Source organism: Methylobacterium longum (assembly GCF_022179385.1).
In the GTDB taxonomy this organism is placed as follows: domain Bacteria; phylum Pseudomonadota; class Alphaproteobacteria; order Rhizobiales; family Beijerinckiaceae; genus Methylobacterium; species Methylobacterium longum.
On the sequence record NZ_BPQS01000016.1, the window covers coordinates 53,767 to 69,794 of the forward strand.

General features: G+C 73.0%; 15 protein-coding genes. 7 read left to right on the forward strand and 8 right to left on the reverse strand.

The window, feature by feature from the left end; all coding sequences use genetic code 11:
- Positions 1-3: 3 nt before the first annotated feature.
- Positions 4-918, reverse strand: a complete 915-nt coding sequence (locus MFF58_RS15740; RefSeq protein WP_238289604.1) for an NAD(P)-dependent oxidoreductase — start codon at positions 916-918, stop codon at positions 4-6.
- Positions 919-1,052: 134 nt separating this feature from the next.
- The gene (cbiB, locus tag MFF58_RS15745) at positions 1,053-2,048 is read right to left on the reverse strand and encodes an adenosylcobinamide-phosphate synthase CbiB (RefSeq protein WP_238289606.1); all 996 of its coding nucleotides are present in this window, start codon (positions 2,046-2,048) and stop codon (positions 1,053-1,055) included.
- Here cbiB and cobD point away from each other — a divergent pair.
- On the forward strand, positions 2,040-3,059 hold the full coding sequence (gene cobD, locus MFF58_RS15750; RefSeq protein WP_238289609.1) for a threonine-phosphate decarboxylase CobD: 1,020 nt from the start codon (positions 2,040-2,042) through the stop codon (positions 3,057-3,059). The two genes, cbiB and cobD, sit on opposite strands and share 9 nt — an antisense overlap.
- Here the strand turns inward: cobD and MFF58_RS15755 are convergent.
- A complete protein-coding gene (locus MFF58_RS15755; protein ID WP_238289611.1) occupies positions 3,052-4,239 on the reverse strand; it encodes an MFS transporter in 1,188 nt (395 codons plus the stop codon). The two genes, cobD and MFF58_RS15755, sit on opposite strands and share 8 nt — an antisense overlap.
- Before the next feature lie 345 nt (positions 4,240-4,584).
- On the opposite strand from MFF58_RS15755, the gene MFF58_RS15760 reads away from it, so the two are divergent.
- Both MFF58_RS15760 and MFF58_RS15765 read left to right on the forward strand, forming a co-directional pair.
- Complete coding sequence (locus MFF58_RS15760) at positions 4,585-4,776, forward strand: hypothetical protein (protein ID WP_238289613.1); 192 nt, start codon at positions 4,585-4,587, stop codon at positions 4,774-4,776.
- 244 nt (positions 4,777-5,020) lie between these two features.
- Entirely contained in the window at positions 5,021-6,430 is a 1,410-nt protein-coding gene (locus MFF58_RS15765) for a malonyl-CoA decarboxylase (protein WP_238289615.1), read from the forward strand.
- A 68-nt stretch (positions 6,431-6,498) separates the two neighbouring features.
- Here the strand turns inward: MFF58_RS15765 and MFF58_RS15770 are convergent, their stop codons facing one another.
- Entirely contained in the window at positions 6,499-7,083 is a 585-nt protein-coding gene (locus MFF58_RS15770; RefSeq protein ID WP_238289617.1) for a TetR/AcrR family transcriptional regulator, read from the reverse strand.
- Positions 7,084-7,127: 44 nt separating this feature from the next.
- Between MFF58_RS15770 and MFF58_RS15775 the strand changes: the two genes are divergently transcribed.
- Positions 7,128-7,577 (forward strand): monooxygenase family protein, encoded by a 450-nt coding sequence (locus MFF58_RS15775; RefSeq protein ID WP_238289620.1) that lies wholly within the window; start codon positions 7,128-7,130, stop codon positions 7,575-7,577.
- 74 nt (positions 7,578-7,651) lie between these two features.
- Positions 7,652-9,169, forward strand: a complete 1,518-nt coding sequence (locus MFF58_RS15780) for a malonate--CoA ligase (RefSeq protein WP_238289621.1) — start codon at positions 7,652-7,654, stop codon at positions 9,167-9,169.
- A gap of 120 nt (positions 9,170-9,289) precedes the next feature.
- Here the strand turns inward: MFF58_RS15780 and MFF58_RS15785 are convergent, their stop codons facing one another.
- The 4 genes from MFF58_RS15785 to MFF58_RS15800 form a co-directional block, all read right to left on the reverse strand.
- Entirely contained in the window at positions 9,290-10,090 is an 801-nt protein-coding gene (locus MFF58_RS15785; RefSeq protein WP_238289622.1) for a hypothetical protein, read from the reverse strand.
- Positions 10,091-10,198: 108 nt separating this feature from the next.
- A complete protein-coding gene (locus tag MFF58_RS15790; protein WP_238289623.1) occupies positions 10,199-10,570 on the reverse strand; it encodes a DUF3618 domain-containing protein in 372 nt (123 codons plus the stop codon).
- A 5-nt stretch (positions 10,571-10,575) separates the two neighbouring features.
- Positions 10,576-11,013, reverse strand: coding sequence for a phage holin family protein (locus MFF58_RS15795; RefSeq protein WP_238289624.1), 438 nt, complete (start codon positions 11,011-11,013; stop codon positions 10,576-10,578).
- Positions 11,014-11,017: 4 nt separating this feature from the next.
- Positions 11,018-11,539 carry a hypothetical protein gene (locus MFF58_RS15800; protein WP_238289625.1) on the reverse strand — a complete coding sequence of 174 codons (522 nt, stop codon included), beginning with the start codon at positions 11,537-11,539 and terminating at the stop codon, positions 11,018-11,020.
- Positions 11,540-11,974: 435 nt separating this feature from the next.
- Between MFF58_RS15800 and MFF58_RS15805 the strand changes: the two genes are divergently transcribed.
- Positions 11,975-13,396 carry an alpha,alpha-trehalose-phosphate synthase (UDP-forming) gene (locus tag MFF58_RS15805; RefSeq protein ID WP_238289626.1) on the forward strand — a complete coding sequence of 474 codons (1,422 nt, stop codon included), beginning with the start codon at positions 11,975-11,977 and terminating at the stop codon, positions 13,394-13,396.
- A 54-nt stretch (positions 13,397-13,450) separates the two neighbouring features.
- Entirely contained in the window at positions 13,451-15,556 is a 2,106-nt protein-coding gene (gene glgX / locus MFF58_RS15810; protein WP_238289628.1) for a glycogen debranching protein GlgX, read from the forward strand.
- Positions 15,557-16,028 lie beyond the last annotated feature (472 nt).

Genomic DNA, 16,028 nt, shown 5'->3' on the forward strand with positions numbered 1-16,028 from the left:
CCTTCAGCCGGCGGCGATCCGCCGGCAATGCTCGAGGGCGGCGCCGATCAGGTTGTCGCTGGCCTCGGGCGTGCGGAACGCCGAATGCGCCGAGAGGGTGACGTTGGGCAGGCCGGCCAGCGGGTGATCCGCCGGCAGGGGCTCGATCGTGAACACGTCGAGTCCGGCCCGCGCCACGCGGCCGGCGCGCAGGGCCTCGATCAGGGCGGGCTCGTCGATCACCGCGCCCCGTGCGGTGTTGATCAGCATCGCGCCCGGCTTCATCGCGGCGATCCGCGCCGCCGACAGGAAGCCGCGGGTCTCGTCGGTGAGGAGCAGGTGGAGCGAGACCACGTCGCTCGCGCCGAGCAATTGCTCCAGGGATACGAAGGCGACACCGGGATGCGTCTTCGGGGTCCGGTTCCAGGCGAGCACGCGCATGCCGATGCCCTGGCAAAGCCGCGCCATCTCGGCCGCGATCCCGCCGAACCCAACGAGGCCGACCGTCTTGCCGGTGAGCTGGATCGCCTCGGTGCGCAGCCAAGTCCCGGCGCGCATCGCCCGGTCCATCTCGGGCAGCCCCCGGGCGGCCGCCCACATCAGCGCGAAGGCGCATTCGGCGACCGCCGTGTCGCCGTAGCCCTTGATGGTGTGGACGGTGACGCCGAGGGCGTCCCGGAGCGCCTCCGGATCCATGTAGCTGCGGGCGCCGGTGCCGAGGAACACCACGTGCCTCAGGCCCGCGCAGGCCCGGGCCACGTCGCCGGGCAGGGCGGTGTGGTCGATCACCGCGATCTCGGCCCCGGCCAGGATGCCGGGCAGGTCCTCCGGGGCGATGCCCGGGTTCTCGTGGATCGCGACGGGTGGATCGTCCGGCCGCAGCAGCCGCCGGGCCACCGCCGCCAGGGTCTCGCTGGCATCCACGAACACCGCGCGCATCGGCGCCTCCGCGTCTGGTCTTGCCCGCCAGGATGCGTCCGGAGGGCGGGCCGTGCCAAGGCCTGGATCGAGGGAAGGCTGGATCGAGAGAAGGCCTGGATCGAGAGAAGGCCTGGATCGAGGGGCGGTCTGGCTCAGCCCATCAGAGCGAGGCAGAAGCCGAGAAGCCCCAGCACGAGCCCGCCCTGGAGCCAGCAGGCCGTCCGGTAGAGCGCCAGCGCCTGGGCGATGTCGTCGGGCGTCGCCTCGGTGCGGCCGCCGCCCATATGGGCGTCCGGGACCAGGGCGCCGTCGTAGACCCGCGGCCCGGCGAGCCGCAGGCCCAGCGCCCCCGCCATGGCGGCTTCCGGCCAGCCGGCATTGGGCGAGCGGTGCCGGCGCGCGTCGCGCATCATCGCGCGGAGCGCCCCGCCGGCGTCGGCGCCGCGCAGGATCGCCGCTCCGGCGATCAGCAGACCGGCGAGCCGCGCAGCCGGCAGGTTCACGCCGTCGTCGAGCCGCGCCGCCGCCCAGCCGAAGGCCTCGTAGCGCGGGCTGCGGTGGCCGATCATGCTGTCGGCGGTGTTGATCGCCTTGTAGAGGGCGCCCCCCGGCAGGCCCAGGCAGCCGATCCAGAAGGCCGGCGCCACGATCCCGTCGGAGAAATTTTCCGCGAGACTCTCGATCGCGGCCCGGCAGACCGCGGGCCCGTCGAGGCGCTCGGGGTCGCGCCCGACGATCATCGATACCGCCCGGCGCCCGGATTCCAGGCCGCCGGTGCGCAGGCCGGTCTCAACGGCGGCGACGTGCTGGTGCAGGCTGCGCTGCGCCGGCAGGCTCGCGCAGAGCAGGCCGAGGAGGAGCAGGGCGGGGAGGGCGCCCGTCAAGCCGGCGAGCCCGGTCAGCGCCCAGGCCACCGTACCCACCACGGCGAGGAGGAGCGCCAGCGCGCCGCAGCCCGCGATCCGCCGCCGGCGCTCCGAGCCGCGGTTGAGGCCGCGCTCCAGGGCGGCGATCAGCCGGCCGATCCAGGTGACAGGGTGACCGACCGCCCTGTAGAGCGCGTCCGGATAGCCGGCCGCCGCCTCGATCCCGAGGGCGACGGCGAGGACGGCGAGCGTGTCAGCGAACGTACCGGGCAGATGGACCATTCGGTGTGGAGCGTTCCCGCGCGTGAGGTCGCCCCGATCGCGCATGGCGGCGATCTCGGCGCACTCCGACAAGCCTTTCCCGACGCGCCGGAGCCCTGGCTCGACCTCTCGACGGGGATCAACCCGGTCCCCTATCGCGTGCCGCCGGTGGAGGCCAGCGCCTGGACCCGCCTGCCCGAGGCCGGCGAGGTTCGCGCGCTCCGGGAGGCCGCCGCCGCGGCCTACGGCGCGCCGGATTCCGACCACGTCGTGCCCGCGCCCGGCACCCAGATCCTGATCGAGACCCTGCCCCGGCTCCTGGCGCCGACCCGGGTGGCGGTCCTCGGGCCGACCTATGCCGAGCACGCCGCCGCCTGGGCGCGGGCCGGGCACGCTGTGACGGAGACCTCGGACATCGACGCCCTCGGCGAGGCCCGGGTGGCGGTGATCGTCGATCCCAACAACCCGGACGGGCGGACCCATCCCCTGGCCGAGCGCCGGGCCCTCGCGGCGGCGCTCGCCGCCCGGGGCGGCCTGCTGGTCGCCGACGAGGCCTTCGCGGACCTGGAGCCGGTGGAGAGCCTGTGCCCGCACGCGGAGCCGGGCACCGTGGTTCTGCGCTCCTTCGGCAAGGCCTACGGGCTCGCGGGCCTGCGCCTGGGCTTCGCGGTCGCCGAGCCCGAAACGGCGGCCCGGATCGCCGCGGCGCTGGGTCCCTGGGCGGTGTCGGGCCCGGCCCTGACGATCGGGCGCGCGGCCCTGTCGGATGCGGGCTGGCGCGCGGAATCCGCGCGGGCGCGGGCCGCCGATGCGGCGCGCCTCGACCGGATGATCGCCCGGGCCGGGGGCCGGATCGTCGGCGGCACGTGCCTGTTCCGGACCGCCGATTTCCCCGACGGGCCGGACCTCTACCGGCGGCTCGCGGCGGCCGGGATCGCGGTGCGGCGCTTCGCCGGGCGCCCGGAGCGCCTGCGCTTCGGCCTGCCGTCCGACAAGGCGGCCTGGTGCCGGCTGTCGCGGGTGCTCAGGTAGAGCGGCCGCCGGGCGGGTGTCGGTGCGGGTGCGGGTCGCGGGCCGCCACGATCACGGCCAGCGCCGAGAAGGCGAGCCCGACCGCGCAGACGCCCCGCCAGCCGACCAGCAGGAAGGCCTGCGAGCCGGCATAGGCGCCGAGCGCCCCGAACACGAACAGGGTCGTGAACAGCACGGTGTTGATGCGGCCCCGCGCCCCCGGGACCAGCGCGTAGGCGCGGGTCTGGTTGGCGATCAGCGCCCCGTTCATGCCGATGTCGATGAGCAGCACGCCGAGCGCCACCGCCAGCAGCGACCACGTGCCCCCCGCCCAGAGCACCACGAAGGAGAGGGCGACCAGCAGGCTGCCGCCGAGGACCACGGGCTTCGCCCCCCGCCGGTCGGTGAAGCGGCCCGAGATCGGCGCCACGAAGGCCCCGCAGACCCCGATCACCCCGAACAGCCCGGCCCCGGCGGCGGTGAGACCGAAGGGCGGCCCCTCGACCAGCAGGGCCAGGGTCGCCCAGAAGGCGTTGAAGCCGGCAAACAGCAGCGCCTGCGACAGGCTGGCCGTGCGCAGGACCGGCTGCGTGCGGGCCAGATGCAGGATCGACAGCATCAGGGCGCGGTAGCGCAGCGGGTGCGTCTGCGCCGTGTGGGGGAGGGTGACCCGCGCGATGCCCGCCATGGCGAGCGCCACCACGGACGCGACCAGGAAGACCGGCCGCCAGCCGAGATGCGCCCCCAGGAAGCCGCTCGCCGTGCGGGCGAGCAGGATGCCGGTGAGGAGCCCGGTCATGACTTGGCCGACGATCCGCCCGCGGCTCGCGTCCGGGGCGAGTTCGGCCGCGAACGGGACCGCCTGCTGGGCCGCGCAGGACAGCACGCCGACCACCAGATGGGCGAGCGCGAGGGAGGCGAGGTTCGGGGCGAGGCCCACGGCCAGCAGGGCCAGGGCGAGGCCGAGGCACTGCCCGACGATCAGGGCGCGGCGCGGCAGAGCGTCGCCGAGCGGCACCAGCCCGACGATGCCGAGCCCGTAGCCGACCAGGGCCGTGGTCGGCACCCACAGGGCGGCGCGGTCGCCGAACTCGGCCACGATCAGGCCGAGCAGCGGCTGGTTGTAGTAGATGTTGGCCACGGCCCCGCCGGCGATCAGCGTGAGGCCGAGCCGGGCCTTCGCGTCGAGGCTCGTGCTCACGGCTGGATCGGGGGCAGGCCAGCGCGCCGCCGTGGGAGGGCCATGGTCGGGTCCATATGCGGGAGGGAACGGCAGGGCCCCGAGCGATACGGGCAGAGCGCGCCGCCCGGCAAGCTGCGGCGATGCATCCCTGCCGCCCCGGGCTGCGCCCCTTCACCGGCGTCGCCGCAGCACCATATGCCGTCGATGCGGTCCGCACCGGCCCCCATGCGGGCGGTGCCGAGACGTGCCGCAGGGCACGGACCCCGGGCGTCGGGGCGAGCGAGGTTCCGCCGGAGATACGGACGACGCGGCGGTTTCGTTCCGTGCGGACGCATCCGCCACCGTCGCAACAGGGAGTACGGAATGCCGAACTACCGCGTCGATTTCGCCAAGGAAATCCTCGGTGTGCCCTTCACGATCGGGTCCGTCGAGATCACCCGGGCCCGGGACCCCGAGCGCGCCCGTCGCGCGGCCGAGCTCCGTTTCGCCCGCCAGCACGGAATCGGCGATTGGCGGGAGCGGGCCGACCTCGCCACCGTGGCCGAGCGGCTCTGATCCGCACACGGCGCCGTCACACGCCCTTCGTGCCGGTCCCTTAGGCGAAGACCTGCGATCCGCGACCGGTCAAGCTCTGGTCGCGGCGGCCGCGCCGCCGTAGAGTGGCGGCGGAACCGGATCCGGCCTCCGCCCGCGGGCCGGTGGCTCCCGGAATCCGATCCAGCACGCTCCCGATCGACGAGCCGGCGTCGGGGAGCCGAAGGCGCTTCAGGTCCGGGCCGGCGGGGTCAGTGCAAGGGTCATGGCGGCGATCTCCTTCTTCGGCGACCTGCTTCAGACCATCAGCGAGCGCGGCCGCGACCTGATCGGCATCGGGCGCGGCGACATGGCCTCCCGGGCCAGCGCCAACGACCTCGTCAAGCTCTGCGAGGACCTGATCTCCCGGCGCGGCGAGGCCTCCGGGGTGGCGCTGGCCCGCCTGATCCTCGACCGCTACGCCAGCTTCGGCCAGGTCGAGCGCCACGTCTTCCTGCGGGCCATCGCCCTGGACTTCGACGCGGACCACGCGGCGGTCGACGCCGCGATCGCCGCCTACCGCGCCACCCCCTCCCGCGCCCGCCTCGGCACCCTGCACGAGGCCGCCGAGCCGCGCAGCCAGGAATTGATCCGCCGCCTCAACCTCGCCCGCGGCGGCACGCTCAGCCTCGTGCGGATGCGCGAGGACCTGTTCGACCTGCGCCGGTCGCTCCGGTCCGGCGAGACGGCAGATCCCGCCCTGCTCGACGCCGTCGACAGCCTGGACTGCGACTTCGAGCACCTGTTCGCCTCGTGGTTCAACCGGGGCTTCCTGGTGCTGCGCCACATCGACTGGACGACGCCGGCACACATCCTGGAGAAGATCATCCGCTACGAGGCGGTGCACGCCATCGCGGACTGGGACGACCTGCGCGCCCGGATCGAGCCGCCGGACCGGCGCTGCTTCGCGTTCTTCCACCCGGCTCTGGCCGACGAGCCGCTGATCTTCGTGGAGGTCGCGCTGACCGACCAGATCGCGCCGGCCATCGCTCCGATCCTGTCGCAGGCGCGCAAGCCCCTGCAGCCGCAGGCGGCCAACACGGCGGTGTTCTACTCGATTTCGAACTGCCAGAAGGGGCTCGCCGGCGTCACCTTCGGCAATTTCCTGATCAAGCAGGTGGTCGAGGATCTCACCCGCGAGATCCCCACGCTCAAGACCTTCGTGACGCTGTCGCCGGTGCCGGGCTTCTCCGCGTGGCTGGCGCGGGAGCGCCGGGCCGACAGCCCGCAGGGGCTCCTGCCCGAGGACATCGAGACCCTGCGGGCGCTGGACGATCCGGACTGGGCGGCCGACAAGACCCGGGCCGAGGCCGTGCGGAAGGCGCTGATCCCGGCCGCCGCGGCCTATTTCCTGCGCGCCAAGAACGAGCGCGGGCGCCCCCTCGACCCCGTGGCCCGGTTCCATCTGGGCAACGGCGCGCGCCTCGACCGCATCAACTTCCTGGGCGACACCTCGAAGAAAGGGCTGGGACAGTCGCATGGTCTGATGGTCAACTACCTCTACGACCTCGCGGCCATCGAGCGGAACCACGAGACCTACGCCAATCTCGGCACCGTCGTGGCCGCACCGGCCGTGACCCGGGAGTTGCGTGCCAAGCTGCCGCCGCCGCGGGCCGTGGTGCTCGCCGAGGCGTAGAAGCGGCGCCGGCCGGAATCGCGCCGTCGAGCCTTCACCGTCGAGACTTCGCCAGCCCGACTTCGCCGTCAGCCCTCCGCCGTCAGGCGGGCGGCGAAGGCCAGGGTGATGCGCCGGGCCAGGGCCTCGGCGGCCTCGCCCTCCAGGGGAACCCGACGGTCGAGGATCAGGGCCGCCAGCCCGTGCACCAGCGACCAGGCGGCGAGCGTCAGGTCCTCGGCCGGCATTCCCGAGCCGGCCAGCGCGGCCGCCCGCCGCTCCAGGATCCGGTAGGCCTCGGATCCGACCGGGTCCCGGCACGGCCTCGTGAACATGAGCCGGAACAGAGCCGGGTGCCGGCAGGCGAAGGTCACGTAGGCCGCCCCCTGCGCGGCCAGCGCCTGCGCGCCCTGCGCGCCGGCATCGGCCGCCCCCAGCACGGCCGCGAGGTCGGCGAAGCCCCGGGCGGCGACCGCCTCCAGCAGTTCCTCCTTGTCCGCGAAGTGGCGATAGGGGGCCATCGCCGAGACGCCGCAGGCGCGGGCGGCCGCGCGCAGCGACAAGGCCGCCGCGCCGCCGGTTTCCAGCAGGTCCAGGGCCGTCGAGACCAGGGCCGCCCGGAGGTCGCCGTGATGGTAGGCCCCGTCCCGATCGGATGTTGACACTGTAAGCATCCGGATTCATGTTTACGGTGCATACAAACCTGGGAGACCGCGTCATGCAAGGTGCCCCCGTCCGCCGGTCCGTGGATCTCTCCGCCTATCCCGATCTCGTGGTGATCTATCTCGGCTTCCGGGACTCCCGCTGGCGCGGCCTGCGCGCGCTGGTCGGCCTCGGGCGCGGCATTGCGGCCTCGGTTCGGTCGCGGCCGGACGGTCTCCTGGCCCACGAGACCCTGGTCTTTGGGCTGACCCATGTCGGCATGCGCCAGTACTGGCGCGACCTGGAAAGCCTGGAGCGCTTCACCCGCTCGGAGCCGCACCGCACGTGGTGGCAGGATTTTTCCCGGGATTCCAAGGGCTCCGGCTTCTGGCACGAAGCCTATGGCCGGGGCGGCATGGAGGCGATCTATGTCGGCATGGCGGCGCCGACCGGTCTCGGCCTGTTCGCCCCCGAACGGGTACCGGAGGGGGCCTTCCTGTCGTTGCGGCAGCGGCTCACCGCCTGAAAGGGCTCGCCGGATGGCCCCTCGGGCGGCTATGGGTGCGTGAGACCTAGGCCCGCGACAGCTTAAGCCTCACGATGACGAACCACCTCTTCTCCCTGATCCGGGACGGCGTGCCCGATCCCGCCAAGACCGCGATCGAGACGCCCGAGGGGCGCCGCTACACCTACGCGGACCTGATCGCCCGGTCCGGCGCCTACGCGGCGGCCCTGCGGGCAGCGGGCGTGCAGCCCGGCGACCGGGTGGCCGTGCAGGTGGAGAAGAGCCCCGAGGTCATCCTCCTGTATCTCGGCGTGGTCCGGGCCGGGGCCGTGTTCCTGCCGCTCAACACCGCCTACACGCCGGCCGAGATCGGCTACTTCCTGGGCGACGCCGAGCCCGCATTGTTCGTCTGCGACCCGGGCCGGCGCGACGCGCTGACCGAGGCCGCCGCGGGCGTCCGCACGATCTGGACCCTCGACGGGGCGGGCGGCGGCAGCGCGGCCGACGCGGCGGATCGGCAGGGTAGCGGCGGCGGCGCCTTCGCGGACGTGGTCCGGGGCCCGGAGGATCTGGCGGCGATCCTCTACACCTCGGGCACGACCGGGCGCTCGAAGGGCGCCATGCTGACGCACGACAACCTCGCGTCGAATGCCCGGACCCTCGTCGCGTATTGGCGCTTCACCGCCGACGACGTGCTGATCCACGCCCTGCCGGTGTTCCACACCCACGGCCTGTTCGTGGCGATCAACACGGTGCTGGCCAGCGGCGGCTCCATGCTGTTCCTGCCCCGCCTCGACCCCAAGCTGATCCTGAGCCTGATGCCCCGGGCCAGCGTGCTGATGGGCGTGCCGACCTTCTACACGCGGCTCCTCAAGGAGCCCGGCCTCACCCCGGAGGCGGCCAAGGGCATGCGCCTGTTCGTGTCGGGCTCCGCGCCGCTGCTCGCCGAGACGCACCGGGAATGGCAGGCCCGCACCGGCCACGCCATCCTCGAGCGCTACGGCATGACCGAGACCAACATGAGCACCTCGAACCCCTACGCGGGCGACCGGGTCGCCGGCACGGTGGGCTTCCCCCTGCCGGGGGTGTCGCTGCGGGTGGTCCCGCCCGAGGGCGGGCCGGCCCTGGGCCCGGACACGGTGGGCATGATCGAGGTGAAGGGCCCGAACGTGTTCCAGGGGTACTGGCGCATGCCCGAGAAGACCGCCGCCGAGTTTCGGGCCGACGGATTCTTCATCACGGGCGATCTCGGCAAGGTCGACGCGCGGGGCTACGTCCACATCGTCGGGCGCGGCAAGGACCTGATCATCTCGGGGGGCTTCAACGTCTACCCGAAGGAGGTCGAGACCGAGATCGACGCGCTGCCGGGGGTGATCGAATCCGCCGTAATCGGCCTGGGCCATCCGGATTTCGGCGAGGCCGTCACTGCCGTGGTGGTGGGCGGCGCGGGCTGCCCGGACGAGGCCGGCGTCCAGGCCGCCCTGGAAGGCCGGCTCGCCCGGTTCAAGTGCCCCAAGCGCGTGCTCTTCGTGGACGAACTGCCGCGCAACACCATGGGCAAGGTGCAGAAGAACCTCCTGCGGGAGGCGCATGCGGCGCTCTACCGGGACTGACCGGCCCGGTCCGCCGCAGGGTGCGCGAGCGCGCGGCGCAAGCCTGCGCCGCGCGACCCCGGATCGCGCGCACCGGCGTGACCGCGATGCGGACGTCCGGCGCCGAGCTCGGCCCTCAAATCAGAGGTTGTGCGCCGTCCGCTCGTCCTCCGGCGGCTTGTGGCCGTCCGGATCCGCCACCTTGCGGGCGGCGGCGTTGAGGTTGTCCGGATCGAGGGCGGTCTGGACGAACTCGCGACCGATGTTGGTCACTTCGCGGGCGTAGCGCAGGCCCTGGTCGCGGACCTCGTCGGCCCAGGGGCCGATGTTCTGGTCCTCCTGGCGGGTGCGCGGCAGCAGCGCGCCGAGCAGCAGTCCGGCCGCGACGCCGACAACGCCGACGAGGAGCGGGTTGTCATCCACGAAGCGCTCGACCGCGGTGCGGCCGCGGTTGAGGCCCTCGAGCCCCTGGCTCGTCAAGTCGTCCAGCGCCCGCATGTTGCGGCGGTGGAGGGCACTCCCGCGCTCCCGCGCGTCGTCGTAGACCGCGGAGGCGCGGTCCCGCGCCTGATCGGCCGCGCCGCCGAGACGGTCGCTGATGTCGTCGGCGAGATCCGACACGCTCCGGCGCGCCTGTCCGGCGAGGTCTGCGGCCCGGTCGCCCGCCGCCCGGACACCGTCCCTCGCGGCATCCCCCGTCCCGCCGCCCGACGAGCCGCCGGACGACAGCGGTGCGGTTCCCTGCGGAAGCGGGTCGTGCAGGCCGCGCGGGTCGGGACGGAGGGTGAAATCACCGGCCGCCGCGCCGGGCGCACCCGGATCGCCGAGGCCGGCCGCGTCCGGCCGCAGGCTCCTGTCGCTGGAACCGTGCGGCATCCCCGCCTCGGCGGCGAGCTGTTCGGGGATGCTGGAGGAGGGGGTGGTGCCCGGCTTGTCGGTCATGACGCTATCCTCGGATGTCGGTCGTCGGCGGCGCGCGGTCCGCGCGGGCGGCGCCGGTCTTCCCGGCCTGTGGGCCGGACTCAGGTCGTCGGTCTCAGATCCCGCGTGTCAGATCTCGGTCGTGTCGAGCGGATCCCGGGCCGGGCGCACGGTCGGGAGGTCGGGGTCGTATCCGCGGGCCGCGCCGGTGTTCAGGGTCGGCACGCGCTCGGCCGAGACCTGGGTGCGCCGGCGCTGGGCATCGCGCGCCATCCGGTTGAACAGCAGACCGACGCCGGCCGCGATCAGCAGCACCGGAACGGGGTTGCGGCGCACCGCGTCGAGGGCGCTGTCATAGGTGGTGTTCAGCGCCGGCACGCGCCGGGCATTGCCCAGCATCTCGTCCACGAGATTCGGCACGGAGAGCCGGCCCTGGATGCGGTCGATCGTATCGTCGAGCCGAGCGCGACTCTCCTCGATCTCCTTCTCGAGGTCGTTCATCGTACTCATCCGGATACGCGCTCCGAGAGGGCCTGGGCATCCTGACGGACCTGACGCGTGGTGCGCGTCGGGGCCAGGGTCGAGAGGGAGAGGACGCTGCGGGCCCACAGCGCCATCCCGAGGGCGAGAACCAGCAGCACGCCGCCCACGATCAGGGCCGAGAGCCACTCGGAGCCCACGATGGTGGCGAGCCACTTCACCAGGGCGCCGATCAGGACCAGCAGGGCGACCACGGCGAACACCGCCGAGCCGACCATGCAGGCGAGGCCGACGATGAGCTGGCGGACGTTGCCCGCCATCTCGGCGCGGAACAGCGCGATCTCCTTGCGGGCGAGTTCGTTGGTCTCCCGCAGGGCATCGCCGATCAGGCTCTGGATGCTGGAAGCACCGGGGGAGGCGCCGGCAGAGGTGCCCGCCTGCCGCGGATCAGGACCCTGGGCCATGGCGTCAGGCCCGGAAGCTGTCGCGGGCGTCGCCGTCCGCCGCTTCGGGCGGCAGGCTCGACGACTTGATGAAGCGGGCGGCGATCAGACCGGCCACGAAGGTGCCCACCGCCACCGCCACCGGTGCCCGCCGGGCGAAGGATTCGGCCTCGCTGTAGAACTCGCCGAGGCTGCGCCGCTCGATCGAGGAGCCGAGCTGCTCCAGCCCGTCGGCGGCGCTGTCGAAGAAGGCGCGCACGTTCGGCTTGTCGCCGAGGTCGCGGCCGGAACTGCGGATCGTCTGGGCCAGATCGTGAACCGACTGCGCGGCGTCGCTCTTGCGCTGCTCGACATAGGTCTGCGCCTGCAGCCGCGCCGCGTCGAGGAGCCCGCGCCCGCGCTCCGCTGCCACGTCGGCCAGCCCCTCGACGTCGCCCTGCAGGCCGCGCCACTGAGCGCGCTCGTCCGCAGCCCCGTGCGGCGTCTCGTGGAGCGGATCCGCGAGCGGGTCCTTGTGCGCGTCCTGCGGGAACTCGTTGCCGGCCATCTCGAAAGCACTCCTCGCGGCGCGGGGACGAAGCCGCTCGCGGCGACCGCGGCCCCCGCGATGGCTGAGTAACCGATTGGGCTGCCACCGGTTCCGGCACCGTCTGCGCCCTCGAAGACCGCGCGGCACGCCGCTCAGTCCACGTTCAGGCACGGTCCGGCAGAACTGCCAGGCTTGCGCGCCGCGCGCGCCCCGGATTTCCGTTCGGACCGATCGGAGGCCGCGGGCGCGCGGCGCCGGAACGGAGCCGAAGCGCCTGTCCCGGAACCGCAGGACCGCGACTTGACCCGCGCCCGGCTTCACGCTTGGGTTGCCCCGAGACACAACAAAGGATCGCGCAGGGTCCCCGCGCGTTCTGACATATAAGTGAAGTCCCGATGCAGGCGCGGCGAGATCCTCGACCAGACCCGCGCCCCTGATCCGGAGCCGACCCGAGTGGCACGCCTTGTGATCGTATCGAACCGCGTCGCCGTCCCGGAAGAGGGCGGCAAGGCGGTGGCGGCGGGCGGCCTGGCCGTCGCGGTCAAGGAAGCCTTCACGGCTTACGAGGGGCTGTGGTTCGGCTGGAGCGGCACCATCACGGAGGAGCCCTCGGAGGAGCCGACGCTGATCGACCGGGACCGGGTCCAGTATGCGGTCGTCGACCTCTCGCCGCAGGACCATCTGGAGTATTATGCCGGCTTCGCCAACCGGGCGCTGTGGCCGATCATGCACTACCGGCTCGGTCTCGGCGCCTTCTCGCGCTCGGATTACGCCGGCTACAGCCGCGTCAATCGGACCTTCGCGCGGGCGCTCGCCAAGCTGGTGGAGCCCGACGACATCATCTGGGTCCACGACTACCACCTGCTGCCGCTGGCCGCGGAGCTGCGCGGCCTCGGGCTCGACAACCCGATCGGCTATTTCCACCACATCCCGTGGCCGGCCGCCGACGTGTTCAACTCGCTGCCGGCGAGCGGCGAGCTGCTGCGCGCCATCGTCGACTACGACCTGATCGGCCTGCAGACCGAGGCCGACGTCCAGAACCTGCAGCGCAACCTCGTCGACACCCAGCGGGCGATCCCCCTCGGCGGCGGCTCGCTGATGGTCGACGGCCGCCGCACCCGGATCCGCGCGTTCCCGATCGGCATCGACGTCGCAGGTTTCAAGGAGGCCGCCGAGAGGGCCAACGCCAACAAGGTCGTGCGCGAGACCATCGCGGGCCTGCGCACCCGCAAGCTGCTGATCGGCGTCGACCGGCTCGATTATTCCAAGGGCGTGCCCGAGCGGATGGAGGCGGTGGAGAGCTTCTTCGCCTCCAATCCCGACCAGCGCGGCAACGTCACCTACATCCAGATCACGCCCAAATCCCGCAGCGAGGTGCCGGAATACGAGCAGCTCGCCCGCGACGTGAACGAGAAGGTCGGCGAGATCAACGGCTCGCTGGGCGACCCGGCCTGGACGCCGATCCAGTACATCACCAAGGCCTATCCCCGCCCCGTCCTCGCCGGCCTCTACCGGGCGGCCCGTGTCGGCCTCGTCACGCCCATGCGCGACGGCATGAACCTCGTCGCCAAGGAATACGTGGTCGCCCAGTCCGAGGACGATCCGGGGGTGCTGGTCCTGTCGAAATTCGCCGGCGCCGCCCGGCAGCTGCCCGAGGCGCTGCTGATCAACCCCTACGACCGGTTCGAGGTCGCCGAGGCGATCCGCGCCGCGCTCTACATGCCGAAGGCGGAGCGGCTGGCGCGCTGGAAGCCGATGGTCGAGCGCATGACCCGCGAGGATGTCGACTGGTGGGCCCGCAACTTCCTGGCGGAACTCGAGAATTTCCGCACGGTCGAGCGCGAGCCCCCCGCCGCCGCCGCGGCCGCCGAATAGCCGGCGCCGCCCGCTGCTTCCGCCCGCCGCCACCCGCGTGACCGGACGCCCCGCATGATCGCCGTCGATGACGGGGTGCCGGCGCCCCTCGGCGCCCATTTCGACGGGCGCGGCGTCAACTTCGCCCTGTTCTCCGAGCACGCCACTGCGGTCGACATCTGCCTGTTCGAGCCGGGGGAGCGGCACGAGACCCGCACGGTCCGGCTGCCCTGCCGGACCGACGACGTCTGGCACGGGTACCTGCGCGGGGTGCTGCCGGGCCAGCTCTACGGCTACCGGGTGCACGGCCCCTGGGATCCGGCCTCCGGCCACCGGTTCAACGCCTCGAAGCTCGTCCTCGACCCCTACGCCCGGGAGATCCGCGGCAGGATCCGCTGGCACGACGCGCTCTACGGGCACCGCCGGGGCCGGGAGGACCGGATCGACCGGCGCGACAGCGCCGTCTACATGCCGAAAGGCGTGGTCACCGCCCCCGAGGTGCCCGACCTCGCCCTCAATCCGGTGCGCCGGCCGCTCGCCGAGACGGTGGTGTACGAGGCGCACGTCAAGGCGCTGACCCGCACGCATCCCGACATCCCCGAGGCGGAGCGCGGCACCTACGCGGCGCTCGCCCACCCGGCGATCATCGAGCACCTCGTCAAGCTCGGCGTCACCGCCCTGGAACTCCTGCCGATCCAGGCCTTCGCGGACGACCGCTTCCTGGTGGAGAAGGGGCTCGTCAATTTCTGGGGATATCAGCCCGTCGGCTATTTCGCGCCGGATCCACGCTACCTGGGGGAGGGCGGCCTCGGCGGCCTCAAGGCGGCGGTCCGGGAGCTGAACGCCGCCGGGATCGAGACCTGGCTCGACGTGGTCTACAACCACACTGCCGAGGGCGACCATACCGGTCCGACCCTGTCGTTCCGCGGCATCGACAATGCCAGCTACTACAAGCTGGACCCCGCCGATCCGCGCCGCAACCTCGACTGCACCGGCTGCGGCAACACCTTCGACGCGAGCCACCCGCGGGTGATGCAGCTCGTCCTCGATTCCCTGCGCCACTGGGTCACCGCCTACGGCATCGCGGGCTTCCGCTTCGATCTCGCCTCGAGCCTCGGGCGGGCGCCGATCGCCTTCACGCCGCAGGCGGCCTTCTTCCAGGCGGTGGCGCAGGATCCGGTCCTCGCCCGGATCAAGATGGTGGCCGAGCCCTGGGACATCGGGGAGGGCGGCTACCAGCTCGGCGGCTACCCGCGGGGCTGGAGCGAGTGGAACGACAAGTTCCGCGACGCCACGCGCGGGTTCTGGAAAGGCGATGCCGGCACCCTCGCCAAGGTCACCCAGGGCCTGACCGGCTCGCGGGAGGTCTTCGCCCCGTCGGGGCGCTCGCCGCTGGCCAGCGTCAACTTCATCGCCAGCCACGACGGCTACACGCTGGCCGACACGGTGTCGTACGAGGCGAAGCACAACGCGGCCAACGGCGAGGACAACCGCGACGGGCATAACCACAACGTCAGCCGCAACTACGGGGTCGAGGGCGACACCGACGATCCGGCGATCCTGGCGCTCCGCGCCCGCCAGACGCGCAACATGCTGGCCACCGTGATGCTGGCCCAGGGCGTCCCGATGCTGCTGATGGGCGACGAGCGCTCCCGCAGCCAGGGCGGCAACAACAACGCCTACGCCCAGGACAACCCGACGAGCTGGATGGACTGGGACACCGATCCGGATCCGCGTCTCACGGACTTCGTCGCCAACCTGCTGGCCCTGCGCCGGGCCCAACCGGCCCTGCGGCGGCGGCGCTTCTTCACCGGCGCGCTGATCGATCCGGACGAACCCCTGCGCGACGTGCACTGGCTCGCGCCGGAAGGCACCGAGATGGAGGGGCGCCACTGGTCCGACGACGGGCTCCAGGTGTTCGGGATGCAGATCGGCAACGACGGCGATCCGGGCGACCGGCTGCTGATGCTGTTCAACGCCGGAGAGGGGGCCTGCACGTTCCGCCTCGCCCCGGTGATCGGCGGGCCGTGGATGCCGGTCTTCGGCACGGGGGCGCCCGACGGCGCGCTCCCGCCGGATGGGGCCTCGGCCTGCGCGGCCGGCGCCGCCGTGCCGCTGCCCGGCCGGACGGTGCTGGTGCTCACGGCCCCCGGGACCGAGCACGGGAGCCGGGGCGGGTAGGGGCCCGGGCCGGGAGGACCGTCGTCGGAGCGCGCGCAGGTCCGGCGCGGGCATCGGCCGCGCCTTCGGGGCACGATCCCTCCCCATCCCGGGATGCCCGCCTCAGCGGGACCCGATGGCATCCCACAGGCACCGCCCGCGGCCGGAGGGCTCCGTCAAAACCTCCTCCGAGGTCTCCTTCGAGGTCTCCTTCGGGGTCGCGGCCGCGCTTCGGCCCGTCGGGTGGGCCGTCGAGGGCGCGCGTGCACGCGACGCGGGTTCCCGGCGGATGGCCGGACCGGGGGCTCTCGCGTCCCCGGCGAGGGAGATCGCGCGCGCAGATCCCGTCGCCCCCGCCGCGTCCCCATTGCCACACGCCCATCCCGCCATAGCTGCGCTGCGGGAACCGGAACGAGCCCGGGGCCTTCTCCCACCACTGGTAGATCCTGCCGCGCTTGCGCCCCGGTGCGCGCGGCCAATGACGAGGACGGTG

Coding starts and splice junctions, on each gene's coding strand:
- MFF58_RS15740 (WP_238289604.1), bottom strand. CDS start 918: ATGCGCGCGGTGTTCGTGGATGCCAGCGAGACCCTGGCGGCGGTGGCC.
- cobD (WP_238289609.1), top strand. CDS start 2,040: ATGGACCATTCGGTGTGGAGCGTTCCCGCGCGTGAGGTCGCCCCGATC.
- cbiB (WP_238289606.1), bottom strand. CDS start 2,048: ATGGTCCATCTGCCCGGTACGTTCGCTGACACGCTCGCCGTCCTCGCC.
- MFF58_RS15760 (WP_238289613.1), top strand. CDS start 4,585: ATGCCGAACTACCGCGTCGATTTCGCCAAGGAAATCCTCGGTGTGCCC.
- MFF58_RS15765 (WP_238289615.1), top strand. CDS start 5,021: ATGGCGGCGATCTCCTTCTTCGGCGACCTGCTTCAGACCATCAGCGAG.
- MFF58_RS15770 (WP_238289617.1), bottom strand. CDS start 7,083: ATGCTTACAGTGTCAACATCCGATCGGGACGGGGCCTACCATCACGGC.
- MFF58_RS15775 (WP_238289620.1), top strand. CDS start 7,128: ATGCAAGGTGCCCCCGTCCGCCGGTCCGTGGATCTCTCCGCCTATCCC.
- MFF58_RS15780 (WP_238289621.1), top strand. CDS start 7,652: ATGACGAACCACCTCTTCTCCCTGATCCGGGACGGCGTGCCCGATCCC.
- MFF58_RS15785 (WP_238289622.1), bottom strand. CDS start 10,090: ATGACCGACAAGCCGGGCACCACCCCCTCCTCCAGCATCCCCGAACAG.
- MFF58_RS15790 (WP_238289623.1), bottom strand. CDS start 10,570: ATGAACGACCTCGAGAAGGAGATCGAGGAGAGTCGCGCTCGGCTCGAC.
- MFF58_RS15795 (WP_238289624.1), bottom strand. CDS start 11,013: ATGGCCCAGGGTCCTGATCCGCGGCAGGCGGGCACCTCTGCCGGCGCC.
- MFF58_RS15800 (WP_238289625.1), bottom strand. CDS start 11,539: ATGGCCGGCAACGAGTTCCCGCAGGACGCGCACAAGGACCCGCTCGCG.
- glgX (WP_238289628.1), top strand. CDS start 13,451: ATGATCGCCGTCGATGACGGGGTGCCGGCGCCCCTCGGCGCCCATTTC.